The sequence below is a fragment of the Flavobacterium sp. ZE23DGlu08 genome (assembly GCF_030505335.1).
GTDB classification, from domain to species: Bacteria; Bacteroidota; Bacteroidia; order Flavobacteriales; family Flavobacteriaceae; genus Flavobacterium; species Flavobacterium algoritolerans.
Window position 1 is genome coordinate 3,138,382 of the sequence record NZ_CP130045.1, and the last position, 20,807, is coordinate 3,159,188.

At 34.6% G+C, this 20,807-nt stretch carries 22 protein-coding genes; 9 read left to right on the forward strand and 13 right to left on the reverse strand.

From position 1 onward, the window contains the following. Nucleotides 1–47: 47 nt before the first annotated feature. Nucleotides 48–716: a ZIP family metal transporter gene (locus tag Q1W72_RS13755; RefSeq protein WP_302135872.1), complete on the reverse strand. Its 669-nt coding sequence runs from the start codon at nucleotides 714–716 to the stop codon at nucleotides 48–50. Further along, nucleotides 717–1,481 (reverse strand): bifunctional 2-polyprenyl-6-hydroxyphenol methylase/3-demethylubiquinol 3-O-methyltransferase UbiG, encoded by a 765-nt coding sequence (locus Q1W72_RS13760; RefSeq protein WP_099714798.1) that lies wholly within the window; start codon nucleotides 1,479–1,481, stop codon nucleotides 717–719. Between the two features lie 69 nt (nucleotides 1,482–1,550). Between Q1W72_RS13760 and Q1W72_RS13765 the strand changes: the two genes are divergently transcribed. Next, the gene (locus Q1W72_RS13765; RefSeq protein WP_099714799.1) at nucleotides 1,551–2,726 is read left to right on the forward strand and encodes a class I SAM-dependent RNA methyltransferase; all 1,176 of its coding nucleotides are present in this window, start codon (nucleotides 1,551–1,553) and stop codon (nucleotides 2,724–2,726) included. Between the two features lie 58 nt (nucleotides 2,727–2,784). Then, the gene (locus tag Q1W72_RS13770) at nucleotides 2,785–3,021 is read left to right on the forward strand and encodes a hypothetical protein (protein WP_099714800.1); all 237 of its coding nucleotides are present in this window, start codon (nucleotides 2,785–2,787) and stop codon (nucleotides 3,019–3,021) included. Between the two features lie 81 nt (nucleotides 3,022–3,102). Here the strand turns inward: Q1W72_RS13770 and Q1W72_RS13775 are convergent, their stop codons facing one another. The 3 genes from Q1W72_RS13775 to rlmD all read right to left on the reverse strand — a co-directional run bounded on the left by Q1W72_RS13775 (nucleotide 3,103) and on the right by rlmD (nucleotide 5,975). After that, nucleotides 3,103–3,936 carry a DUF6048 family protein gene (locus Q1W72_RS13775; RefSeq protein WP_302135875.1) on the reverse strand — a complete coding sequence of 278 codons (834 nt, stop codon included), beginning with the start codon at nucleotides 3,934–3,936 and terminating at the stop codon, nucleotides 3,103–3,105. Next, nucleotides 3,908–4,444 (reverse strand): DUF6452 family protein, encoded by a 537-nt coding sequence (locus tag Q1W72_RS13780; protein WP_099714802.1) that lies wholly within the window; start codon nucleotides 4,442–4,444, stop codon nucleotides 3,908–3,910. Before Q1W72_RS13780 ends, Q1W72_RS13775 begins: the two co-directional genes overlap by 29 nt. Nucleotides 4,445–4,562: 118 nt before the next feature. After that, complete coding sequence (gene rlmD, locus Q1W72_RS13785; protein ID WP_099714803.1) at nucleotides 4,563–5,975, reverse strand: 23S rRNA (uracil(1939)-C(5))-methyltransferase RlmD; 1,413 nt, start codon at nucleotides 5,973–5,975, stop codon at nucleotides 4,563–4,565. Nucleotides 5,976–6,476: 501 nt separating this feature from the next. On the opposite strand from rlmD, the gene Q1W72_RS13790 reads away from it, so the two are divergent. Both Q1W72_RS13790 and Q1W72_RS13795 read left to right on the forward strand, forming a co-directional pair. Further along, nucleotides 6,477–7,520, forward strand: a complete 1,044-nt coding sequence (locus Q1W72_RS13790) for a sensor histidine kinase KdpD (protein ID WP_099714804.1) — start codon at nucleotides 6,477–6,479, stop codon at nucleotides 7,518–7,520. Between the two features lie 108 nt (nucleotides 7,521–7,628). After that, complete coding sequence (locus tag Q1W72_RS13795) at nucleotides 7,629–8,039, forward strand: OsmC family peroxiredoxin (RefSeq protein WP_099714805.1); 411 nt, start codon at nucleotides 7,629–7,631, stop codon at nucleotides 8,037–8,039. Nucleotides 8,040–8,108: 69 nt separating this feature from the next. Here the strand turns inward: Q1W72_RS13795 and Q1W72_RS13800 are convergent, their stop codons facing one another. The 3 genes from Q1W72_RS13800 to cysM form a co-directional block, all read right to left on the reverse strand. Then, nucleotides 8,109–9,095 carry an aldo/keto reductase gene (locus tag Q1W72_RS13800; RefSeq protein ID WP_099714806.1) on the reverse strand — a complete coding sequence of 329 codons (987 nt, stop codon included), beginning with the start codon at nucleotides 9,093–9,095 and terminating at the stop codon, nucleotides 8,109–8,111. A gap of 26 nt (nucleotides 9,096–9,121) precedes the next feature. Beyond that, on the reverse strand, nucleotides 9,122–9,814 hold the full coding sequence (locus tag Q1W72_RS13805) for an SGNH/GDSL hydrolase family protein (protein WP_233206874.1): 693 nt from the start codon (nucleotides 9,812–9,814) through the stop codon (nucleotides 9,122–9,124). 143 nt (nucleotides 9,815–9,957) lie between these two features. After that, nucleotides 9,958–10,845, reverse strand: a complete 888-nt coding sequence (gene cysM / locus Q1W72_RS13810; RefSeq protein ID WP_099714808.1) for a cysteine synthase CysM — start codon at nucleotides 10,843–10,845, stop codon at nucleotides 9,958–9,960. A 392-nt stretch (nucleotides 10,846–11,237) separates the two neighbouring features. Here cysM and Q1W72_RS13815 point away from each other — a divergent pair, with 392 nt between their 5' ends. Next, a complete protein-coding gene (locus Q1W72_RS13815) occupies nucleotides 11,238–11,936 on the forward strand; it encodes a DUF1003 domain-containing protein (protein ID WP_099714809.1) in 699 nt (232 codons plus the stop codon). Between the two features lie 35 nt (nucleotides 11,937–11,971). Here the strand turns inward: Q1W72_RS13815 and Q1W72_RS13820 are convergent, their stop codons facing one another. Further along, nucleotides 11,972–12,250, reverse strand: coding sequence for a DUF2752 domain-containing protein (locus Q1W72_RS13820; protein ID WP_199074775.1), 279 nt, complete (start codon nucleotides 12,248–12,250; stop codon nucleotides 11,972–11,974). Nucleotides 12,251–12,351: 101 nt separating this feature from the next. Here Q1W72_RS13820 and Q1W72_RS13825 point away from each other — a divergent pair, with 101 nt between their 5' ends. Then, nucleotides 12,352–12,534 (forward strand): hypothetical protein, encoded by a 183-nt coding sequence (locus Q1W72_RS13825; protein ID WP_099714810.1) that lies wholly within the window; start codon nucleotides 12,352–12,354, stop codon nucleotides 12,532–12,534. Continuing rightward, a complete protein-coding gene (locus Q1W72_RS13830) occupies nucleotides 12,527–13,078 on the forward strand; it encodes a Smr/MutS family protein (protein ID WP_099714811.1) in 552 nt (183 codons plus the stop codon). Before Q1W72_RS13825 ends, Q1W72_RS13830 begins: the two co-directional genes overlap by 8 nt. 153 nt (nucleotides 13,079–13,231) lie before the next feature. Here Q1W72_RS13830 and Q1W72_RS13835 read toward each other — a convergent pair whose 3' ends face one another. Beyond that, the gene (locus Q1W72_RS13835) at nucleotides 13,232–14,176 is read right to left on the reverse strand and encodes a hypothetical protein (RefSeq protein WP_143394884.1); all 945 of its coding nucleotides are present in this window, start codon (nucleotides 14,174–14,176) and stop codon (nucleotides 13,232–13,234) included. A 204-nt stretch (nucleotides 14,177–14,380) separates the two neighbouring features. On the opposite strand from Q1W72_RS13835, the gene Q1W72_RS13840 reads away from it, so the two are divergent. Together Q1W72_RS13840 and Q1W72_RS13845 are read left to right on the forward strand one after the other, a co-directional pair. After that, nucleotides 14,381–15,301 (forward strand): EamA family transporter, encoded by a 921-nt coding sequence (locus tag Q1W72_RS13840; RefSeq protein ID WP_302135880.1) that lies wholly within the window; start codon nucleotides 14,381–14,383, stop codon nucleotides 15,299–15,301. 18 nt (nucleotides 15,302–15,319) lie between these two features. Continuing rightward, nucleotides 15,320–16,444 carry a cysteine desulfurase family protein gene (locus Q1W72_RS13845; RefSeq protein ID WP_302135881.1) on the forward strand — a complete coding sequence of 375 codons (1,125 nt, stop codon included), beginning with the start codon at nucleotides 15,320–15,322 and terminating at the stop codon, nucleotides 16,442–16,444. A gap of 71 nt (nucleotides 16,445–16,515) precedes the next feature. Here Q1W72_RS13845 and Q1W72_RS13850 read toward each other — a convergent pair whose 3' ends face one another. The 3 genes from Q1W72_RS13850 to Q1W72_RS13860 are packed head-to-tail and all read right to left on the reverse strand — an operon-like array spanning nucleotide 16,516 to nucleotide 20,805. Next, on the reverse strand, nucleotides 16,516–18,732 hold the full coding sequence (locus Q1W72_RS13850) for a glycosyltransferase (RefSeq protein ID WP_302135882.1): 2,217 nt from the start codon (nucleotides 18,730–18,732) through the stop codon (nucleotides 16,516–16,518). 10 nt (nucleotides 18,733–18,742) lie between these two features. Beyond that, nucleotides 18,743–19,786, reverse strand: coding sequence for a pesticidal protein Cry7Aa (locus Q1W72_RS13855; RefSeq protein WP_302135883.1), 1,044 nt, complete (start codon nucleotides 19,784–19,786; stop codon nucleotides 18,743–18,745). A 20-nt stretch (nucleotides 19,787–19,806) separates the two neighbouring features. Next, entirely contained in the window at nucleotides 19,807–20,805 is a 999-nt protein-coding gene (locus tag Q1W72_RS13860; RefSeq protein WP_302135884.1) for an MlaD family protein, read from the reverse strand. Nucleotides 20,806–20,807: the final 2 nt, after the last annotated feature.

Here is a 20,807-nt window from a genome sequence, read left to right on the forward strand (position 1 = left end):
AAAATTAAAAGCTAAGAAACAGAAATCTGTTTCTTAGCTTTATAAATTTATATAAAATATGCCAACGCAATTCCTATCACAATCATAGAAACTTTGGCGATATTGAACTTGTGTCCTTCGCTGCTTTCGAAAATAATGGTAGACGAAATATGAAATAATATTCCTATTACAATGGCTGTAATTTCAGTATAATACACGTTTAATATTGGCAAATAATCAGATAAAATAGTTCCTAGCGGCGTCATGATTGCAAAGGTGACCATGAAGAAAAAAATGGCTTTTTTATTTAGACTTGCATTGATGAAAAAGGTAGTCAGAATAATAGCAATAGGCAGATGATGGATGGCAATTCCTATAGCTAAATCATGATGATGGCTTACTGGAAACCCTTCTAAAAATGCATGTATACAAAGGCTGATGAATAATAACCACGGGATTTGTGTCATTATTTCATGTCCGTGAACGTGACCGTGTTCAGCTCCTTTTGAGAAAAATTCCAATATAATCTGGAACAAGATTCCCAGCATGATAAAGAGTCCAATGTTTGGGTTTGCACTTTCATAAATTTCAGGTAATAAATGCATTACCGTTAATGAAAGTAAAAAAGAACCACTGAAAGCCAATAGCAATTTTAGGTTGCTTTTGTTCTTTGGACGTATAATCAATGCGACGATATATCCTATGATTACGGAAAGTAAAGGTAAAAGGTAATTCATTTATTTAAAAATCATGATTAGGCGTTCACTATCTGTTTTATGGAATTTTTTTAATTTGTAATCGCCAAAAATATCCAATAAATAAATTCCGGCTTCTTCCATTAATTCCTCAAAATCTTTTAGGGTAAGGGCTTTTACTTTTTCGGTAAAATGAAATTTTTGACCTTTATCTTCAAAATCAATTTCTTTGTAAATATGACCGTCTTTCAAATAGCGTTTGATATGAAACTCGATGCCTTCGACCGTTTTTGTTTCTTCAGGAACCAGTGTTTCGAGTACTTGAGCAACATTCATGAAGTCAATCACGGCAAAGCCATATTCCGAAAGGCTTTCTTTGATGGCTTTTAAAGTAGTTAGATTGTCTTCGTCATTTTCGAAATAACCAAAGCTGGTAAATAAATTGAAAATAGCATCGAATTTTTCTTCAAAAGGTTCACGCATATCGTGTACTTTGAAATGAAGGGTTTCATTCGTATTTTTAGTGGCTTCGGCAATACTGTTTTCAGATAAATCAGCTCCAAGAACATTGAATCCTAATTGGTTCAAATAAATAGAATGACGGCCTTTGCCACATGCTAAATCCAATACTTTTGCCTTTTCTGGAAGATTAAGATAATGGGTAAGATTATCCATAAAAACCTGTGCTTCTCTATAATTTCTGTCTTTGTAAAGGATGTGATAATACGGAGTGTCAAACCAAGAGGTATACCAGTTTTCAGATGATTTCAGATGATTTTCAGTTGGTGGATTTTGTGCTGCAGACATTTATTCTTTTTCAATTAATTCGATTGATGCAAATTTAGTGTATTTTTGCAACGAATACTTGATTTTACAATGGAAAATAATTATAAAATGGTTGCCAAAACCTTTTTTGGTTTTGAAGAAATATTAGCGAAAGAATTACAAAACCTTGGCGCACAAAACGTGGAGCAAGGCGTAAGAATGGTGAGTTTTAAAGGAGATAAAGGGTTTATGTACAAAGCAAACTTGTCTTTGCGTACGGCTTTGAAAATCCTGAAACCTATTTATTTTTTCAAGGCAAATAATGAGCAGGCTTTATACAAAGGCATTTCGGGAGTGAATTGGTCTAAATTACTGAATGCCAATCAGACTTTTGTGATTGATACAACGGTGCATTCGGAATATTTTAATCACTCGGAATTTGTTTCTCAAAAATGTAAAGATGCGATTGTCGATCAGTTCAGAGAAAGAACGGGGCAACGTCCAAGTATTGATAAAGTACATCCTGATTTAAGAATCAACATCCATATCGATAAAGACCAGGTTTCAGTAGCGCTTGATACTTCAGGAAATGCATTGAATCAACGTGGGTACAGAACTGCTACCAATATTGCTCCTATAAACGAAGTTTTGGCAGCAGGAATTCTATTGCTTTCCGGTTGGGACGGTCAAACGGATTTCTTGGATCCAATGTGTGGTTCGGGAACATTCTTAGCCGAAGCAGCTATGATTGCTTGTAATATTCCGGCAAACATCAACCGTAAAGAATTTGCTTTCGAAAAATGGAACGATTGGGACAATGATTTGTTTGATGCTATTTCAGACAGTTTATTGAAACGTATTAGAGAGTTTCATTACACGATAAAAGGCTATGATAAAGCACCAAGTGCGGTTCAAAAAGCCAAAGACAATATCAAAAATGCCAATCTGGACGAATATATTTCGATTGAAGAACAGAACTTTTTTGATACCGAGAAAACTTCAGAAGGGAAATTGCACATAGTTTTCAACCCGCCGTATGATGAGCGTTTGGATATTCACATGGAAGAATTCTATAAAAACATTGGTGATACCTTAAAGAAAAATTACCCAGGAACGAATGCTTGGATGATTACAGCAAATCTGGAAGCTTTAAAATATGTTGGACTTAAACCTTCGAGAAAAATCAAACTTTTTAACGCCGGTTTAGAAGCACGTTTGGTAAAATACGAAATGTACGAAGGAAGTAAGAGAACAAAGTTTCAGGTAACAACTGATAGTGCTGAATAAGCAATATTCAATTTTTTACTTTTCGACCTTTGACTTTAAAACTTTAAGACTTAAAAAAATGACCAAATTACAAATACGAGCATTTCTATACCAACTGGGATGTTTTGCAATATTATTTATTTCCGCTCGATATGTAGTGGCACATTATACTAATTTAACTTCTTTCTGGATTCCATTAACGGCATTTGTTATAGGAACTCTTTTAGCACCAAAATTTCAATCCGTAAAAACTAAAGACGGAGAGAAATTATTCATGAAATGGATTTTTATGAAAGGAATTAAGGAAATAGGGTAGCTTATAAATTACGAATTAAAAAAAATATCGCAAAGAGAACTGTTGTTTTCTTTGCGATATTTTTTTATTCCTAATTCGTAATTACTTTTTCTCCTCTTTTTTAGGAACTGCAACAGGTTTTACTTTTTTCTTATAAATAGGGACAAAATATGTAACGGTATAGTTAAATCCTACTCCAAAATCACCATCGTAAGTTCTGTTAAATCCAGGAATATATAAGTTGGAGAAATTCTCCGGTTCTTTGTTGGTTACTAATCGGTTCAATCGAAGACTGAAACCCACAAAAACATTATTGAATACTTTTGCTTTCACTGCGGCCACCACTTCAATCCAACTGGCAGTTAAACCATCAAATTTTTCACCGGAAGGAATTACAGGAACTTCGCCAAAATAAGGATTCGCATTGTAAATTCTATAACTGTTTAATTGCTGATTAAAAGTACTGAAACCATAGCGCATGCCTACGGAAATAATATTTTCCATATCCAGCCAGTTTTCATAAACATTATAATCAAAACCTGCTTTTAGATACGAACCTTTGGTAGTGAAATTAAGGCGGTCATCATCAGTGGTTTTGTTTTCGTTTCCAATTTCGGCAGCCAAAAAATATTTTTTTGTCAATCGATAATCTCCCACAAACTCAATTCCTTTATAATCTTCGTCGTATAAAGCGCGTGTCAATTTGAATAAATCCAGTCCAACACGAATCCCATATCGGTCTGTTTTTACAGGAATCGAATCGTTCTTTATGATTTCAGGACTAATTTCGACCAATGGTAATGGCGCTTCAGGAATAATCTGGTCCGTTTTGGTGTTTTTGGGGTCACTTTTGACAGGAGTAGTTTCCTGAGCTTGTACCAAAGTCAACGATAATAGGAGACAAAAACTAAAAAAAGATCTTAATGTGTGTTTCATTTTCGTTTTCTAAGTTACTTTTTTCAACCGAGATGTATTCTATCCATTTTTCATCTGCAACTGCAGCATCGGTATGTGTGTATGGATTTATTGGGTCTAATGTAAAGATAGTTTTGTAGCCACAAGCTCTCGACACAAATAATTCTTGGGTTGTATAATCAAATTTTATATTGTCTACGTTTACCAAAGCTGGATTTGTATTTCCAGAATTTAAAGTAAAACTATAACTGGTGCTGGTTCCAACTGTTTTTAGCGGAATCGAAATCGTGCTTCCATTCGTAAGGTATTTAGCATCTCCGGTGGCAGTATTAAAAACAATTCCCTCAGTCATTCCTTCGCCAACTACTTTTAGATTTGTCACATTTTTTAAAACCGAAGGATTCAAGAAATCATAAAAGCTAATCACCAAACGAGGCGTAGTGGGTGTATTTGCATCGCAAATGTCATCCTTCTCGCAACTGGAGAAGGAAAGTGCTAATGCAAATACCAATAAAATTATTTTTTTCATTTACAATTTGTTTTTGTGTAATTCGGTATGCAATAGGATTGCTGAATTGAAAAATTTCAATGACAATATCAATTTTTAAAATCTACAATCAACATTCAAGAACCGGCAACCTAAATCGCTATCTTTTTTCCAAAAGTACAACATTCTCCACGTGATGCGTTTGTGGAAACATATCCACAGGACGTACTCGAGTCACTTTGTATTTTTCGTCCATTAAAGCTAAATCACGCGCTTGTGTAGCCGAATTACAACTTACATAAACTACTTTTTCAGGAGCAATTTTCATAATTTGTTCAATTACATCTTTGTGCATTCCGTCTCTTGGTGGATCAGTGATGATTACATCAGGATGACCGTGTTGTGCGATGAAACTATCGTTGAAAACAACTTTCATATCCCCTACAAAGAACTCACAATTGGTAATTTCATTGCGTTCAGCATTCAGTTTGGCATCTTTAATAGCTTCAGGAACACTTTCAACACCAATTACTTTTTTTGCTTTTTTCGAAACAAACTGTGCAATAGTTCCCGTTCCAGTATATAAATCATACACAATTTCATTTCCGGTAAGACCGGCAAAATCGCGCGTTATTTTATACAATTCGTATGCTTGGTCGGAATTGGTTTGGTAAAAAGATTTTGCATTAATGCTAAATTTCAAACCTTCCATTTCTTCTAGAATATAATCTCTTCCTTTATATAATTTAATATCGGTATCGTATAAAGTATCATTCGCTTTATTATTGATAACATATTGCAGCGAAGTAATTTGGGGGAATTTCTCGTAAAGATGGTCGAGAAGTAATTCTCTGTTGGCTTTGTCGTTTTCAAAAAACTGAATCAAAACCATGATTTCACCAGTCGAAGCAGTACGCAACATCAAAGTTCTCAATAAACCTTCGTGGGCTCTTGGATTAAAGAAAGTCAAACCATGTTCGTTAGCAAAAGCGCGAACCTCGTTTCTAATCGCATTCGATGGGTCTTCCTGTAAATGACATTTATTAATGTCCAGAATTTTGTCCCACATTTTCGGAATGTGAAAACCAAGTGCGTTTCTGTTTCCTAAATCTTCGGTGCTGTCAATTTCTTTTTCAGTTAACCAACGGCTGTTCGAAAACGAAAATTCCATTTTGTTTCTGTAAAAAAACTGTTTTTCGGAACCAAGAATCGGTTCAAATTCCGGAAGTTCTATTTTTCCAATGCGTTGCAAATGGTTTTTTACCTCATTTTGCTTGTAATACAACTGTTGGCTGTATTTCATATTCTGCCATTTACAACCGCCACAAACACCAAAATGCTCGCAAATTGGGTCTACACGATGCTCTGAATATTCATGAAAATGAACCGCTTTTCCTTCATAATAAGCCTTGCGCTTCTTGAAAGTCTGCACATCAACCACATCACCCGGAACCACATTCGGGATAAAAACTACTTTTCCGTCGGGAGCCTTTGCTACCGATACGCCTTTTGCACCAGCATCAAGGACTTTTATTTGATGAAAGACAACTTTGTCTGTATTTTTCTTTGCCATAGCGCAAAAATAAGCGTTTGAATGGTTTTATAAATTCAAATTAGGAAATATTTTTAATTTCAAGTGTTTTTTATTGGAGCCATTCCCGCTTTCCACTAGAACCCCGATGCTTCGGGGCTCTTTCGCAAGCAGCAACACTGCGCCCGTAAAGGAGCTTCTCCCGAAGTTTCGGGAGGCGCTCTTTACCGGCAAGTGTTCCAAAGCTTTCGCAACGGCGGGTTTTTCGCTGTAATCGGGGGCAGGGAATTGTGGTCTAGAATTGGGTGTTGTTGTTCAGCGAAGATTTCAGATAAGCAATTGTGATTTATTTCTATAAAAAAATAAGAATAGTATTAAATAATCAACTTTAAGAACCAAATACTCTTTTTAAACGTATGTTGGTTGAAGTAAAATACTTAATTTAATATTTTATTTAGAATATCTTAAGTATTAGTAAGAAATTAATCACTTATTTTGTTCTTTGTAATTTTCTGTTGTTTAAAAAAACGAAATAAATTGTCTATGCAGTTATATAAAAAATTATCTAACATAGGTTTTCTTAAAAAGAGTTATGCGTTCAAATTTTTGTTTGTCGCATTTATAGGAATTCATATTCCGTTGATTGGGTTGTTGTTTTTTGTGCTTTATGGCAGTAAAACCATTTCTGCAGATACCATTTTAATTTTTGCACTTATCATGACCTTAGTAGCTACAGGTACAACTTTGCTATTTTTAAAGCAGCTAATTAAGCCAATTGAAGTAGCTTCTAAAGCCTTACATGTGTATAGAAACAAGAGAATTGTTCCTTCATTACCAACTAATTTCTCTGATGAAGCAGGTTTATTGATGAGTAATATTCAGGATTCAATCGCTGAAAATGAAAATTTCATTACTGAAAAACAAGATTTAGTGTATTTGCTTTCCCATGATTTAAGAAACTTTGTCGGGAATTCTAAGTCGGTGGCGTTGCTTATTTTAGAGGAAGAACCTTCTGAATCTATAACTGAATTAGCCCAATTAATACTTCAATCGACAGAACAACAGTATAATTATATTGAAAACTTTATCAAGCTGCTGAAAGAGCAAGATCAAGTTATAGAAAAAAAATCCGAAAATGATATTGTTCAGTTTTCTTCTATTTTTTCTGTTGTATCTAAGCAATTGGATCAGCTGCTAAGTAATAAAAACCTTAAACTGGATTTATCAATTGAAGTCGAAGAAGCACTTTTGAAAATTGATAAAGTGTTGCTGATACGAGTTTTAGTGAACTTAATAGATAATGCTATAAAATTCTCGTTTCCGGATAGTGAAATCAAAGTTCGTGTTTATATGCAAGGCGGTAAATTGTTTTTTACAATAACAGATGAAGGTATAGGTTTTGATCAAAAGCAAAGTCACGAACTGTTCAAAAAATTTACTAAAATGAGTAAGTTAGGAACATCAAATGAGCCTTCAACAGGAATTGGATTGTATTTATGTAAAAAAATAATAGAAAGACACGACGGACAAATTTTAGCAGAAAGCGACGGAATTAATAAAGGAGCTACTTTTTCTATTGTTTTTTAGCGCATCATAGAAAATACACGAACTTTAAATTTTCGTTAAAAAATCCTATTTCCGAAAGCGTTTTTTTACAAATGAACTAAATTTGAGAAAACATAAAAATTTATAATTATGAAAAGAAATGCAACCGCAGTTTGGAATGGTTCACTTAAAGAAGGAGCCGGGAAACTTACCACACAAAGTACCACATTAAAAGATACACAATATTCGTTCAAATCTCGTTTTGAAGAAGGAGTAGGGACTAATCCGGAAGAATTAGTTGCAGCGGCGCACTCAGGCTGTTTTACCATGCAACTTTCGGCTTACATCACTGAAGCCGGTTTTGAAATTGAAAGTATCGAAACCAAATGCGATATCGACTTGGTAGATGGAACAATTATAACGTCACACTTAACCGTGAATGCAAAAGTAAATGCTATAACAGATGATGTTTTTCAACAGTTAGTTACTAAGGCTGAGAAAAATTGTCCTATTTCTAAACTATTGAATGCTGCAATTTCTACTACGGCTACTTTAGCATAAAAATAAGATTCACATAAAAAAAGGCTCGATTTAATTTAAATCGAGCCTTTTTTTATGTGATAAAATGGATTACCAAAGTTGGTGCACTTCGGGTTTTATATAACGCTCATAAATTTCATTCATTGCTGCAATTTTTTCATAAGTCAATTTAGGTAAATCATAAACTGATAAATTAGACAGCACATGACTTTCATTGGAAGCGCCAGGAATTATACAGCTAACTTCATCAAAGCCCAAAATCCATTGTAAAGCAATAGGAGCCAAGTTTGTTGCTTCGGGGAATAATGCTTTCAATTCTTCTACTGCTTTTAAGCCTAGTTCGTAATTAATGCCGGAGAATGTTTCGCCTTTGTCGAAAGCTTCGCCATTTCGATTAAAATTACGATGATCTTGAGTGTCAAAAGTAGTTTTAGCATTGAATTTCCCTGTCAGAAGCCCACTCGCAAGTGGAACTCTAGCAATAATACCAACATCATGTTTTGTTGCTTCTTTGAAAAACAGTTCGGATGGACGCTGACGGAAAAGATTAAAAATAATCTGAACCGAAGTTACATTTGGAAATTCAATCGCTTTTAGTCCTTCTTCCACTTTTTCGACGCTAACGCCAAGATTTAAAATTTTCCCTTGCTCTTTCAAACGGTCAAACATTTCAAATATTTCCGGACGATAAAATACTTCAGTCGGAGGACAATGCAATTGTATTAAATCCAGTGTTTCAAGACCAGTTCTTCTCAAACTATCTTCCACAAATTGTTGTAGCACTTTGGGCTGATAACCTTCATTTACGTGCGGATTAATGTGACGACCGCATTTTGTAGCCACATAAATTCGTTCAGAACGGGAACGAACCACTCGACCTACAGCAGTTTCACTCAATCCGTTTTCATAAACATCGGCAGTGTCAATAAAATTTACGCCATTGTCAATTGCAGTATTGATTAATTCATCTGCGGTTTTATCATTGAAAGCAGAACCCCATTTTCCGCCTACCTGCCATGTGCCAAGTGATATTTCTGAAATTTCAAAATCTGTTTTACCCAGTCTGCGATAGTTCATTTTTTGCTTCTTTTTAAAGTAATAATTTATTTTTGTGATAAGACTTTGGTAATTGCTTTTTCCGCAAGTGGTGCCATTACTTGATATCCTGTTTTATTGGGGTGTACTTCATCATTAGAGTACGAAGCAGGCAAACCTTTTCGTTCATCTGCCATAGCCGAAAAGTAATCAAGATATAGAATGCCATTGGCGTCAGCGTAATTTTTTATCATTTTATTGAGAGCCATTACTTTTTCAGCAGGATTTTGATTGGGCTTCCAAGAGAAATCATAAGCGGGCAATACAGAACAAAGAATGACTTTAATCTGGTTTGCTTTTGCCAATTCGGACATCGAAAAAATATTATTTGCAATCATATCCAATGTTGCAGGACCGGTATTGCCGGCAATATCATTTATTCCAGCCAAAATAAGCACAGCGGCGGGTTTTAAAGCGATAACATCAGCTCTGAAGCGTATTAGCATCTGAGGCGTAGTTTGACCGCTAATACCGCGATTAACGTATGGTTTTCCGGCAAAATATTCGGGGTCGGTTATACTCCAAAATTCAGTTATGGAATCTCCCATAAATACAATTCTTTTTTGTCCGGGCGTTACCGGTTTCAGATTTGCATTTTCATTTTGGTATTTATTTAAATTTGGCCAGTCTTGAGCCTGTACTTTTCCTCCCATAATGATTGATAAAAATAGAATGCAGTAAATTAATGGTGTGTTTTTCATTTGTAACCAGATTATAAAGTTTGAATCAGTTAATAGTGTATTGATTAAAATAGAAATTGTTCTTGCTTAAAATCGAAACAACCTTCCTTTTTATATCCGAAAGATACAGAAAAGGAAGGTTGTTTTTATAAAGTAAAAGTAATTTAATCAAACAAATCCGAAGATAAATAGCGATCGCCACGGTCACAGATAATGGCTACTATAACTCCTGATTCTAATTCTTCAGCCATTTTTATTGCAGCTGCAACTGAACCGCCACTGCTCATTCCTGCAAAAATGCCTTCTTCCAGCGCCAAACGTTTGGTCATGGCTCGTGCTTCGTCTTCAGAGACTTCAATGATTGTGTCTACTTTCTTGGCGTCAAAAATTTTAGGCAAATATTCTTCAGGCCATTTTCTGATTCCCGGAATTTGAGATCCATCGCTGGGTTGTGCACCTACAATTTGAATCGCAGGATTCTTTTCTTTTAAGTAAGTTGAAGTACCTATAATTGTCCCTGTTGTTCCCATAGCAGAAACAAAATGGGTTACGGTTCCTTCTGTATCATTCCATATTTCTGGGCCTGTGGTTTTATAATGTGCTTTCCAGTTGTCGTCATTTGCAAACTGATTGAGCATGATGTAACCGCCTTCGGCTACTTTTTTATCAGCATAATCTCTGGAGCCTATTATTCCGGTATCTGCAGGTGTCAAAATTACGGTTGCGCCATAAGCACGCATGGTTTGGGTGCGTTCTTTGGTGGAATCTTCTGGAAGCACCAATTCGATTTCGATATTGAATAATTGGGCAATCATCGCCAAAGCAATTCCCGTATTTCCGCTGGTTGCTTCAATGAGTTTGTCTCCTTTTTTGATTTCTCCTCTTTCCAGTGCAGAAGCTATCATGTTGTAGGCTGCCCGATCTTTTACACTGCCACCGGGATTGTCTCCTTCGAGTTTTAGCAAAAGTTTTACATTTTTATTTTTTATCAAATTAGTAGTTTCTACTAAAGGCGTGTTTCCAATAAGGTCTAATATTTTTTGTGATTTCATGCTGTTTGATGTCTTAAATTGTAATAATCAGATTTTAAGTTGATTACAATTAGTATTCGTTTTTGAACAATGTTTTTTAAAGGGGGATTTTAAAAACAGCAACAACAATAGCAGAAAGGAATATTTTTGTAGTTCAGTGACATTTTCATGGGTTTTAAAACGAATCGCAAAGATATTGAACTATTTCGAATTATTTCTTTCTTAAACATAAAGCTATCTTGTTTATTTAGACACTTTTGTTAAATAAATGGATAGTAAATGCAGTGGGAATTACTGTTTTAGCTTTTTAAGATAAAAAGTTGGGTCGTATCTGTTTTATTTTCAATGTATAGGAGCTGAATTATTAGTTTTGATGAAAGTGTTTTTTTAAATTAGCCAATAAATAACAATCCATGAAATCCAAGACTACTTTTATAAGCGATATTTCCCAAAAAGAATTTCCAATAGCGGATAAAATTGCTGCCAAAACCATTCGAAACCCAATATTGGCGCTTATTCAAAATGATTACCCTGATTTTGATGAGGACAAATTCCTCTCAATTGGGGAGTTGAATATGTATCGGGAGAAATACATTTCTAATTATTTATTGGTCGAAATTGGGGAGTTGTCAAATCTGGAAACCAGAGTTATCGGTTCCTTGAACGAAGATAAATCATTAGTGAGTATTGTAGAGGATGAAATTGGTGTTCGTACAGTGGGGCAAAAAGTAGCGGATAAAGTAGCGGCTTTTGGCGGAAGCTGGAAATTTATAATCCTTTTTGGAGTATTTATTCTTTTTTGGATTCTGATTAATATTTATGTTTTCTTGAATAAAGGATTTGATCCGTACCCATTTATTTTGCTGAATTTAATTTTGTCTTGTCTTGCCGCACTTCAAGCTCCAGTAATTATGATGAGTCAAAATCGTCAGGAAGAAAAAGACAGGGAAAGAGCCAAAAAAGATTATATGATAAATTTGAAATCAGAACTTGAAATTAGAATGCTTCATGAAAAACTGGATCATTTAATTATGCACCAACAAGAAGAATTAATAGAAATTCAAAAAGTCCAAATCGAAATGATGAATGATATTTTGACTCGAATCAAATAATATTTTTGTTCTAAAAAAATCAAAAAAAGAACTTTTTAGTAGTGCTTAAAATAATAACCCACAATCATAAAAATGCCATTTAAGATTGCTGAGCCAATGATGATTTTTTTGTAATTCCTGTTTTTGTCGATAAAATTAAAACCTAGAATTCCTAGAAATAACAGGGTGGTAAAAATGGCTGGATACATCTTAAAAGCACCTTCAAAATTGCCATTCAAAAGCAACAAAAAACTCCTCTGAAAACCACAGCCCAAACACTCTATTCCAAAGAGTGTTTTGCTTAAACAAGGGAGCATATATTTTTCTAAATCCAATGGTTTTTCTTTTTACAATTTTACGAAAAAATAAGAAACGGTTGCGATAATAATTGATGCAATTTTAAATTCATTACTTTTGAAAACTGATATTTAAAAAAATGAGAAAGTTTATAATTCCAATAATGGTTGTGGCGATAACTGTTGCTTTATACGAGCAGGTGAGTGCCGAAAAAAATGTGTATATAATGGTAATTGCAATTGTGGTTTTCATGATGGGAATGATGCAATTGAGTGCCAAGACGCCAAGTAAAAATCAAGATAAAGAAGACGAAAATGTTTAACAAAGGAGATAAGGTTTCAGTACTCGATGAAGCCATCAATGGAGTAGTGTTGTCAGTCAACGAGAAGCAAGTTACGATTGAAACAGAGGATGGATTCATGATGACATTTTTTGTCAATGAGTTGATTAAAATAAACGATTCCAGTAACTTACTTGATTCTATCAGAAGAATTAATGTAAGTGAGGTTTCAAAAGAAAAAGAGATACCAAAACCACGAAGTTTTGTGAAAGAAAAGAAATCAAAGCACGAAATTCCCGCTCCGGAGTTTGATTTGCACATCGAAAAACTGGTGCCAAATAAACGCGGAATGTCGAATTATGATATTCTGACTTTGCAGACTGATACGGCAAAACGACACATAGAATTTGCCATCCGGAATCGCATTCCAAAGATTGTTTTTATTCACGGCGTGGGTGAAGGAGTTCTAAAAGCAGAGCTGGATTTTTTATTGGGTCGCTATGATAACATTGCTTTTCAAGAAGGGAATTATCAAAAATATGGTCAAGGTGCAACAGAAGTTTTTATCAAGCAAAGTGCCATGTAAGTTTTGTTTTAGTTTTTAAAATCTCAAAAAAAAGGTCCCATTTTCAAGCAAATTTTCTAATGAAAACAGCTTAAAAATCGGACCTTTTTTTGGGACTAAAAACAGTTGTTTTTTGCCTCTATTTTTGCCTCTATTTTTGCTTCTTATTTGGGATTAATTTGTAGTCAATAATTCACCATAAATGTAATTATCACCCAAAATAAAATCACTGCTTCCCTTCTTCATTTTTGCTTTTTTAAGGACAACGGTATGTTTGAAACCAGCTCCCAAAGTAGCAGTTGTTACCTCTACAATTCCGCTTTCGTTTGCCACTCCAGCCACTGCAATCCATTCTTCACTTACTGCAGGAGTAGCCGGAAAAGTAGTGTTGCAAAAATAAGCACCCGTAAGTAAACCGGAGAATAATCGATACGTAAGTTTGTTTTTTGTGTCACTGATTAATCCGGTTCTTGGAGCGTTTAGCGGTGTCGCTTCATTAACAATTAAAGCGGGATCAATGTCTAAAATAAGTGCTTCACTACTATTGTAATCATACAATTGTTTTGAAGAACTGCATTGTTCAAGCGTTTTATTGAATGCAAAAGGTAAAGGAGTAGCACTAATTATATAGTCCCCAAAAGGGAATGTTTCGTAAACTTGTGTTCCGTTACTTTTTACAAATGTGATGTTTTTAAAGGTAATATTATGATTGTAACCTGTAATTTTAGTACTGTTATCAGTGGTATTTGTAGTTTTGATAGCGGTAGTATTTATAACTATTTTTCCACCTGAAGTGGTCCATTGATCCATAACTATAGGTGTTGCCGGCGGTATAGTTTCGCAAATGGTTGAGGAAGTTACGGCGCCATTGTAAAAGCGATATAGCACACGATTTGAAGCATTAATGTCTAATTCCTGCGATATAGTTTCAGTAGGGAAAGTAAATCCCAGAACTTCAAGAATAAGGGCTTCGCTATCTTTTAGTTTGTAGATAATATCATTTGTAGTACAATTTTGTGCGGCAACATCTTCAAAACTAATGTCTTCTTGAATCAAATCTCCATCATCACAACCGTTTAACAGTAATGCAAAAACCAGTAGGCTTACAACTCTTTTCATTTTTATAATATTTGTAACAAAAATAGAATTTTTAATTTGTTCCAATTGCATTCCCCTTTAAAAATAGATTATTTAACAGGATATTGGGTTTTTAAATTTCAAATAGTGAGAGCAATACAATAGCATGTGCTTTATTGTATTGCTGCTATTGGATGAATTCAAAGCGAATAGAAATCATTATCTTTGCGCAAATTTTACACTATAATGAGACCTAACAAATATTATTTAGCTGCTTTCTCTGCCTTTTTTATCTGGGGTTTTTTTAGTTTAGCATTAAAACCATTACACAATTATCCTTCTTTAGACATTTTATTTTACCGTGTTTTTTTTAGTGTGGCGCTGATGGTAATTATCAATGTCGTTTTTCGACGCAATATCATACTGCAAAATTGGAATCATTTCAAATCGATGACAGCAAAACAAAAGCAAAGTGTTATCTCGTTGACACTTGGCGGCGGCGTATTTCTATCCTCAAACTGGTTTGTTTTTATTTATGTGATGAATCACGTTAGTGTAAAAGCGGCTTCATTAGCGTATATGATTTGCCCAATTTTAACGACCATACTGGCTTTTTTTATATTAAAAGAGAAACTGAGTAAATGGCAATGGGTTGCCGTTTTGATAAGTGCCTTTAGTTGTATTTTATTGTCATTGAATCATTTTGAAGACATTTTTTACAGCCTTATTACGGCAGCCACGTATGCAATGTATTTAGTGAGTCAACGAAAAAATAGTGAATTGGATAAATTCCTAGTTTTGACAATTCAATTAGTTTTTACGGCAATAATTCTGCTTCCTTTTTATCCCAATTATAGTGGAGATTTGCCCACAGAACCCTTATTCTATGGCTGTTTACTGGTAATCGTAGTCTTTTTTACGATTATTCCGTTGTTTTTAAACTTGTACGCTTTAAAAGGAATTAATTCGTCAGCAGTTGGGATTATGATTTATATTAATCCGATTATTGGGTTTCTATTAGCGATATTTTATTATAATGAAAACGTTAGTTCACTTCAGTTATTTTCCTATTTCCTGATTATGATTTCGATAGTTGTTTTTAATGAAAAGCTTATTTTTTCTAGAAAATCGAAAAGTATTCCAGCAGAAATAGAGGGTTTAAAATAATTTATAATTTTCAAAAAAATGAAAAAAGTATATCTCGATAACGCTTCTACAACCGCTATTCGTACCGAAGTAATCCAGGAAATGACCAAAGTAATGACGGAAGATTATGGGAATCCATCGTCAACGCATAGTTTGGGTCGTGCCGCCAAAAGTATATTGGAACTTTCTAGAAAATCGATTGCCAAGAATCTAAATGCGACTGCACAGGAAATTATCTTTACATCTTGTGGTACCGAAGCTAACAATTGGATTCTTCGTTCTGCGGTCAAAGATTTACAGGTAAAACGAATTATTACCAGTAAAATAGAGCATCATGCGGTTTTATACACGGCTCTGGTTTTAGAAAAAGAGTACGATATTCAAATTGATTATGTGAATGTGAAACCAAATGGAGAAATTGATATTACCCATTTAGTAGAGTTACTTTCGAAGGAAAAGAAAACATTGGTCAGCCTAATGCACGTGAATAATGAAACGGGGAATGTTCTGGATTTGGAACGAATAGGTCGCATTTGTCAAGAACATAATGTTTTATTTCATTCGGATACGGTACAATCCATTGGAAAAGCAACGATTGATTTGCAAACGATTCCTGTTGATTTTATTGTGGCAAGTGCCCATAAATTTCATGGACCTAAAGGCGTTGGTTTTGCTTTTATTCGAAAAAATTCAGGGTTGCAACCCTTGTTTTTTGGTGGCGAACAGGAAAAAGGATTGCGCGCCGGAACCGAAGCATTGCACCAAATCGCTGGTATGGCAAAAGCATTGGACGTTTCCTATACCAACTTAGAAACTGAACAAAAGCATGTTACGGAGTTGAAAAGTTATTTGATTGCCCAACTCAAAATTGAATTTCCGGAATTTAAAATCAATGGAAATCCGGATGGTTTTTATACCGTTTTGAATGTTTTATTGCCTTTTGCAGCAGCAAAAACAGCGATGATATTATTCCATTTGGACATGAAAGGAATTGCAGTTTCCCGCGGAAGCGCCTGTCAGTCAGGAAGTGTTAAGCCTTCGCATGTTTTAGCCGAAATGCTTTCTGAAGAAGATTTGAAGAAACCGAGTTTGCGCATATCGTTCAGTCATTTCAATACAAAAGAGGATATTGATTTACTTATTGAAGCATTGAAAAGTATCTAAAAAAGAATAATCAGAATGAATGTTAATTTATGTACGGATAAACTAGATTAGTGAAAATGATACGTTTAATTTCAGGTATATTTTTCCATTATTAGTCGGGCTTTAAAATAGCATAAAGTCGATTCGGCTCCTTGATTGATGTTAATGTGTTTGTCTTCCAGTCCATCATAGGACGCCCCATTTTCTGGATTGTACATGATTTGTTTCAAATGATTATTTCCTAAAAACCAGATGAAAGCCAGTTTAAGTTGGTCTTTGTATTTTTTATTTCGGGTAACTTCATAGAATAAATCCAATGCAATAATGGTAGTTGCCACTTCTATAGGTTGTTCTCCGTAGAAAATCCTTTCATTTTCTTTCTTAAACCAACCTCTGTTTGAGATTACTTTCAATTGTCCTTTCATAAAATAATGAGAAAGCAGAAAATCAAATGTGATTGCCGCAATTTTTTTGTACTTAGGATTTTTGGTTACTAAATAACTGTACATCATCGCTTCCGGCAAAACGTTATTGGCATAGGTCATATAATCCTCGTACCAGCACCAATTTTCAGCTGAATTGATATTATAATGGCGCAAAAGTTCATCGGCAAGTTTCTCTATATGGGTCTTTATCTCTTCGTCTTTATAAATAGAATGATATAAATATAGGCCTTTCAACGCATACGCAATTGCTCTTGGAGATTTAATATCATCAATTCTTTTGATGGCTTTATCCCAACATTTTACCGCTTGGCAAATCATTTCTAAGGGTAAAGTGTCCCTGTGGGAAATTACGGTTCCTAAACTCCATAACGCTCTGCCGTTAGCATCTTCAAGATTTACTTCTTTGTTTTGTTTGGTTAATTGATGGTCAAAATCTTTGTAGTTGTCAAACCAACCGTTTTTTTGCTGGATGCCTTCTATGAAATTCAGATATGTATTGGCTAGTTTTAAGGTGTTTTTATCCGGAAAAGCTTTATTATACAGAACCATATTGATCAATGCTCTGGCATTATCATCTAAGGTGTAACCCGATTCAGGATCGGGCTGGCTGAATTTTGAAAACTGAAGTATTCCAAAATCTGTAGTGAGTTTCTTGATATGGTCTAGTTTTATAGGAGGAAAATTGAACCTTAAATCTTCTTCTCGATTGGTTAATTGGTCAAAAAGCAATCGATATTGAATAGCAATATTTTCCCAGTTAGTGGCGTGTGACAATGAAAAGGCATTTTTGCCCATCGCTATTCGTTTTTCTTTATTTTCAATCAAGTATACTATTGCGTTTTTGAATTCTTCTGAGCTTTCAAAACTATTCAAAAGTATTCCGTTGCCATTTACCAATTCTTCAACGGCATGCGGAATTGGAGTAGAAACAACAGTGCAACCACAACTCATGGCATAAGCAAATGTCCCGCTTACGGCTTGATTAGGATCTTTGGAGGAGAATAAATAGATGTCTGATAAAGTTAAATATTCCAGTAATTGCCACAATTGCAGGTATTCATTAATGAAAATGACATTGTTTTCCAGATGAAGTTCTTGTACAATATTGATAAGACTGTTTCGGTACATTTCTCCGTCTTGACGAATTATTTCAGGATGTGTTTTTCCAATCACCAAAAAAACTACTTCGGGATTTTTTTTAACAATTTCAGGTAACGCTTGTAATACGGTTTCGATGCCTTTATTTTGGCTGATTAAACCAAATGTAGCCATCACTATTTTATCCGAGAAACCATAAGTGTTCTTCAAAATGTTTTTTTGTTCCCATAATACATTGTGATTGCCATGCGGAATTACAATAGTTTTGGTTTTTTCAACACTGTAATTAGTGGTCAAAATTGTCTGTGAGTTTTTAGTAAGCACAATGATACGATCAGATAAATCAGCTATTGCATGAACTATTTTCTTTCTTTTTTCATCCGGATTGGGTAGCACGGTATGAAAAACAGTAACAATTGGTTTGTTTAAAGCTAATATAAAAGAGAGTATATAATCCCCATATTCTCCCCTGAATAAACCAAATTCGTGTTGAATGCACACAAGTCCTATATCGTTTCGTTCATTTATTTTTTCGGCAACCATTCGGTAATGTTCCAATGAATCAACGGGTAAAATAAAGCTTACTTCATTATTATATTCAAAGTGTTGCTCACTATTTTGCAAAGCGCATACTTCAACCGGCAATGTATCTCCAAAAACAATTTTCACTGCATTGACAATATCATTTGAAAAAGTTGCTATACCACATTCTCTTGGTGGATACGAACTTACAAGTAACATTTTTATTCCTTTTTGGAGTTTCATGGCGCTTTTTCTAAGATTGCTTTCTCAATTCAAGTAGCAATTCATTAATGTCTAATTTTGCTACGGCAACATGCTTATCCGCTACACCATAATAGAGGTAAAGATCATTCCCAAATAAAGCATGACCGGTTGGGAATACTATGTTTCTTACTTCGCCTTCTATTTCCCATTCCTTGGTAGGGGAAAATAGCGGATAAAGTAATCTGGAAATTTCAATTTCGGGTTTGTCTAATTGCAGTAATGCGGCTTTGGCATGATATATTTTTCCTGTTGTAGTTTCCTGAACACCATGATAGATTATCAACCAGCCAAATTCAGTTTCTATAGGCGGTCCGCCGGCACCAATGTAGTTTACCTCAAAGATATCTTTTGGATCAAGTACGATATGATTGACAAGGTTTTTAAGATAATCTTCCCAAAAAGATTCGGTTAAATCCTTCCAATCATCAAATTGCACAATCTGAATTCCAGGCCAAATGCGGTGCAATAACACAAATTTTCCGTTTATTTTCCTTGGAAATAAAACCACATCTTTATCTCTGAGTAATCTGTGTTCATCTTCAACTAATCCTATTTGAGCAAAAAGGTTATAGTATTGATGGTATTTTGGATTTAACTTGTTTTTATTGATGTCACAAAAAGTTACAAAATTTTCATATTCTTGGTAATTTACATGCGGAGTTATGATTCCATGTTTCTCAAAATGAATCAAATCCTTTGACGTAGCTAGTGCTCCCATTGCATTGACGCCATCATAAGCAGTATAGGTGATATAATAAGTATCCTCAATTTTTACAATTCGGGCATCTTCTACGCCGTGTTTTTCGTAATCAAAATCACGGGTTATCAATGGTTTTTCATGCCTTTCCGTTACTTTAAGTGGGCCATCAATTTTTGCATAACCTATGGTTGAAAAATTTCCGTGTTCTACCGCTCGGTATAAAATATGAATGGTATTTCCATCCTGATAAATACCGGGATTGAATACACCGTTATTTTCAAATGTATTGTCAGTAGGACTTAGAATTATTCCTAATTTCTCTATTGTAACCATGATTCCATCTTTTTTGCTGTTCAATATTTTTTATCCACTTCTTCTTTCTTTGGTTCTTTATTTCTTGCTTTTTCCTGTTTTTTAAAATAACCCCGAAATAAAAAATTGTGTTTCAAGGCTTCCATATTTTCATTCAAACGCAAACTCGCTTCGTTAATATTTGTCATCGTAGAGTCTATTTTTCGAACTAATGCCGGATTATTCGACAAGTAATTTATAGCTCCTTTTCCATCTTTAATGTTTGCAATTGTAGCATTGAGATTGGTTACTACTTTGTTTATTTCAGTGCTGGATTTATCTAAATTGCGAACTACCGCTTTCATATCATTGGCAACAGCCGTATCTTTCAAAAAGCCTATCACGTTATCTTTATTTTCTAAAGAAGAAATGAGTCGGTTTAATTTTGTCACAGATTCGGAAGTTCCTTTTCCGGTAATTTTTAAGTACAGCATGGTTTCTTTCAGGTTATTGGCTACAGTGGAATCTTTAATCAATAAACCCACTGTTCCTTTGCCTTGATTGATTTCCTGTGTAATTTTTAGTAAATCAGCCGTAAGAAGTGCCGCATTTTTATTGGTCACACCAAGGGTATTCAGTAAATCATCAGTACGGATTCGGCTTAAGGATTTAATCTCATCGCCGGGACTCACAGCGGCTTCCATCCCTTTACCGGGAATAATATTTATAATCATATTACCTACTAAACCATCAGAGCCAATCGTGGCAATTGCATTTTTTCTGATGTGAGGAAAAATGGTTTTATCTATGAGCATATCGACTTTGATGGTGGAGTCATTGATCATTTCCATTCCGCGTACAGTGCCTACATTTATTCCTGAATACCGTACATTATTGCCTAATTGTAAGCCGCTTACATTGTTGAAAACCGCTTTAAGATGATTGGTTTTTCCAAACATTTTTTGCTTATCGCCAATGAAATACACTGCCAGTACAAATAGCGTTAATCCGATGATTACAAAAAGTCCAAGGCGCAGTTTTTGTGATGTCGTTTTTTCCATAT

Coding starts and splice junctions, on each gene's coding strand:
- Q1W72_RS13855 (WP_302135883.1), bottom strand. CDS start 19,786: ATGGTTACAATAGAGAAATTAGGAATAATTCTAAGTCCTACTGACAAT.
- Q1W72_RS13775 (WP_302135875.1), bottom strand. CDS start 3,936: ATGAAACACACATTAAGATCTTTTTTTAGTTTTTGTCTCCTATTATCG.
- Q1W72_RS13805 (WP_233206874.1), bottom strand. CDS start 9,814: ATGAAAAACACACCATTAATTTACTGCATTCTATTTTTATCAATCATT.
- Q1W72_RS13770 (WP_099714800.1), top strand. CDS start 2,785: ATGACCAAATTACAAATACGAGCATTTCTATACCAACTGGGATGTTTT.
- rlmD (WP_099714803.1), bottom strand. CDS start 5,975: ATGGCAAAGAAAAATACAGACAAAGTTGTCTTTCATCAAATAAAAGTC.
- Q1W72_RS13815 (WP_099714809.1), top strand. CDS start 11,238: ATGAAATCCAAGACTACTTTTATAAGCGATATTTCCCAAAAAGAATTT.
- Q1W72_RS13835 (WP_143394884.1), bottom strand. CDS start 14,176: ATGAAAAGAGTTGTAAGCCTACTGGTTTTTGCATTACTGTTAAACGGT.
- Q1W72_RS13825 (WP_099714810.1), top strand. CDS start 12,352: ATGAGAAAGTTTATAATTCCAATAATGGTTGTGGCGATAACTGTTGCT.
- Q1W72_RS13760 (WP_099714798.1), bottom strand. CDS start 1,481: ATGTCTGCAGCACAAAATCCACCAACTGAAAATCATCTGAAATCATCT.
- Q1W72_RS13800 (WP_099714806.1), bottom strand. CDS start 9,095: ATGAACTATCGCAGACTGGGTAAAACAGATTTTGAAATTTCAGAAATA.
- Q1W72_RS13795 (WP_099714805.1), top strand. CDS start 7,629: ATGAAAAGAAATGCAACCGCAGTTTGGAATGGTTCACTTAAAGAAGGA.
- Q1W72_RS13850 (WP_302135882.1), bottom strand. CDS start 18,732: ATGAAACTCCAAAAAGGAATAAAAATGTTACTTGTAAGTTCGTATCCA.
- Q1W72_RS13780 (WP_099714802.1), bottom strand. CDS start 4,444: ATGAAAAAAATAATTTTATTGGTATTTGCATTAGCACTTTCCTTCTCC.
- Q1W72_RS13755 (WP_302135872.1), bottom strand. CDS start 716: ATGAATTACCTTTTACCTTTACTTTCCGTAATCATAGGATATATCGTC.
- Q1W72_RS13790 (WP_099714804.1), top strand. CDS start 6,477: ATGCAGTTATATAAAAAATTATCTAACATAGGTTTTCTTAAAAAGAGT.
- Q1W72_RS13830 (WP_099714811.1), top strand. CDS start 12,527: ATGTTTAACAAAGGAGATAAGGTTTCAGTACTCGATGAAGCCATCAAT.
- Q1W72_RS13860 (WP_302135884.1), bottom strand. CDS start 20,805: ATGGAAAAAACGACATCACAAAAACTGCGCCTTGGACTTTTTGTAATC.
- Q1W72_RS13765 (WP_099714799.1), top strand. CDS start 1,551: ATGGAAAATAATTATAAAATGGTTGCCAAAACCTTTTTTGGTTTTGAA.
- Q1W72_RS13845 (WP_302135881.1), top strand. CDS start 15,320: ATGAAAAAAGTATATCTCGATAACGCTTCTACAACCGCTATTCGTACC.
- Q1W72_RS13840 (WP_302135880.1), top strand. CDS start 14,381: ATGAGACCTAACAAATATTATTTAGCTGCTTTCTCTGCCTTTTTTATC.
- cysM (WP_099714808.1), bottom strand. CDS start 10,845: ATGAAATCACAAAAAATATTAGACCTTATTGGAAACACGCCTTTAGTA.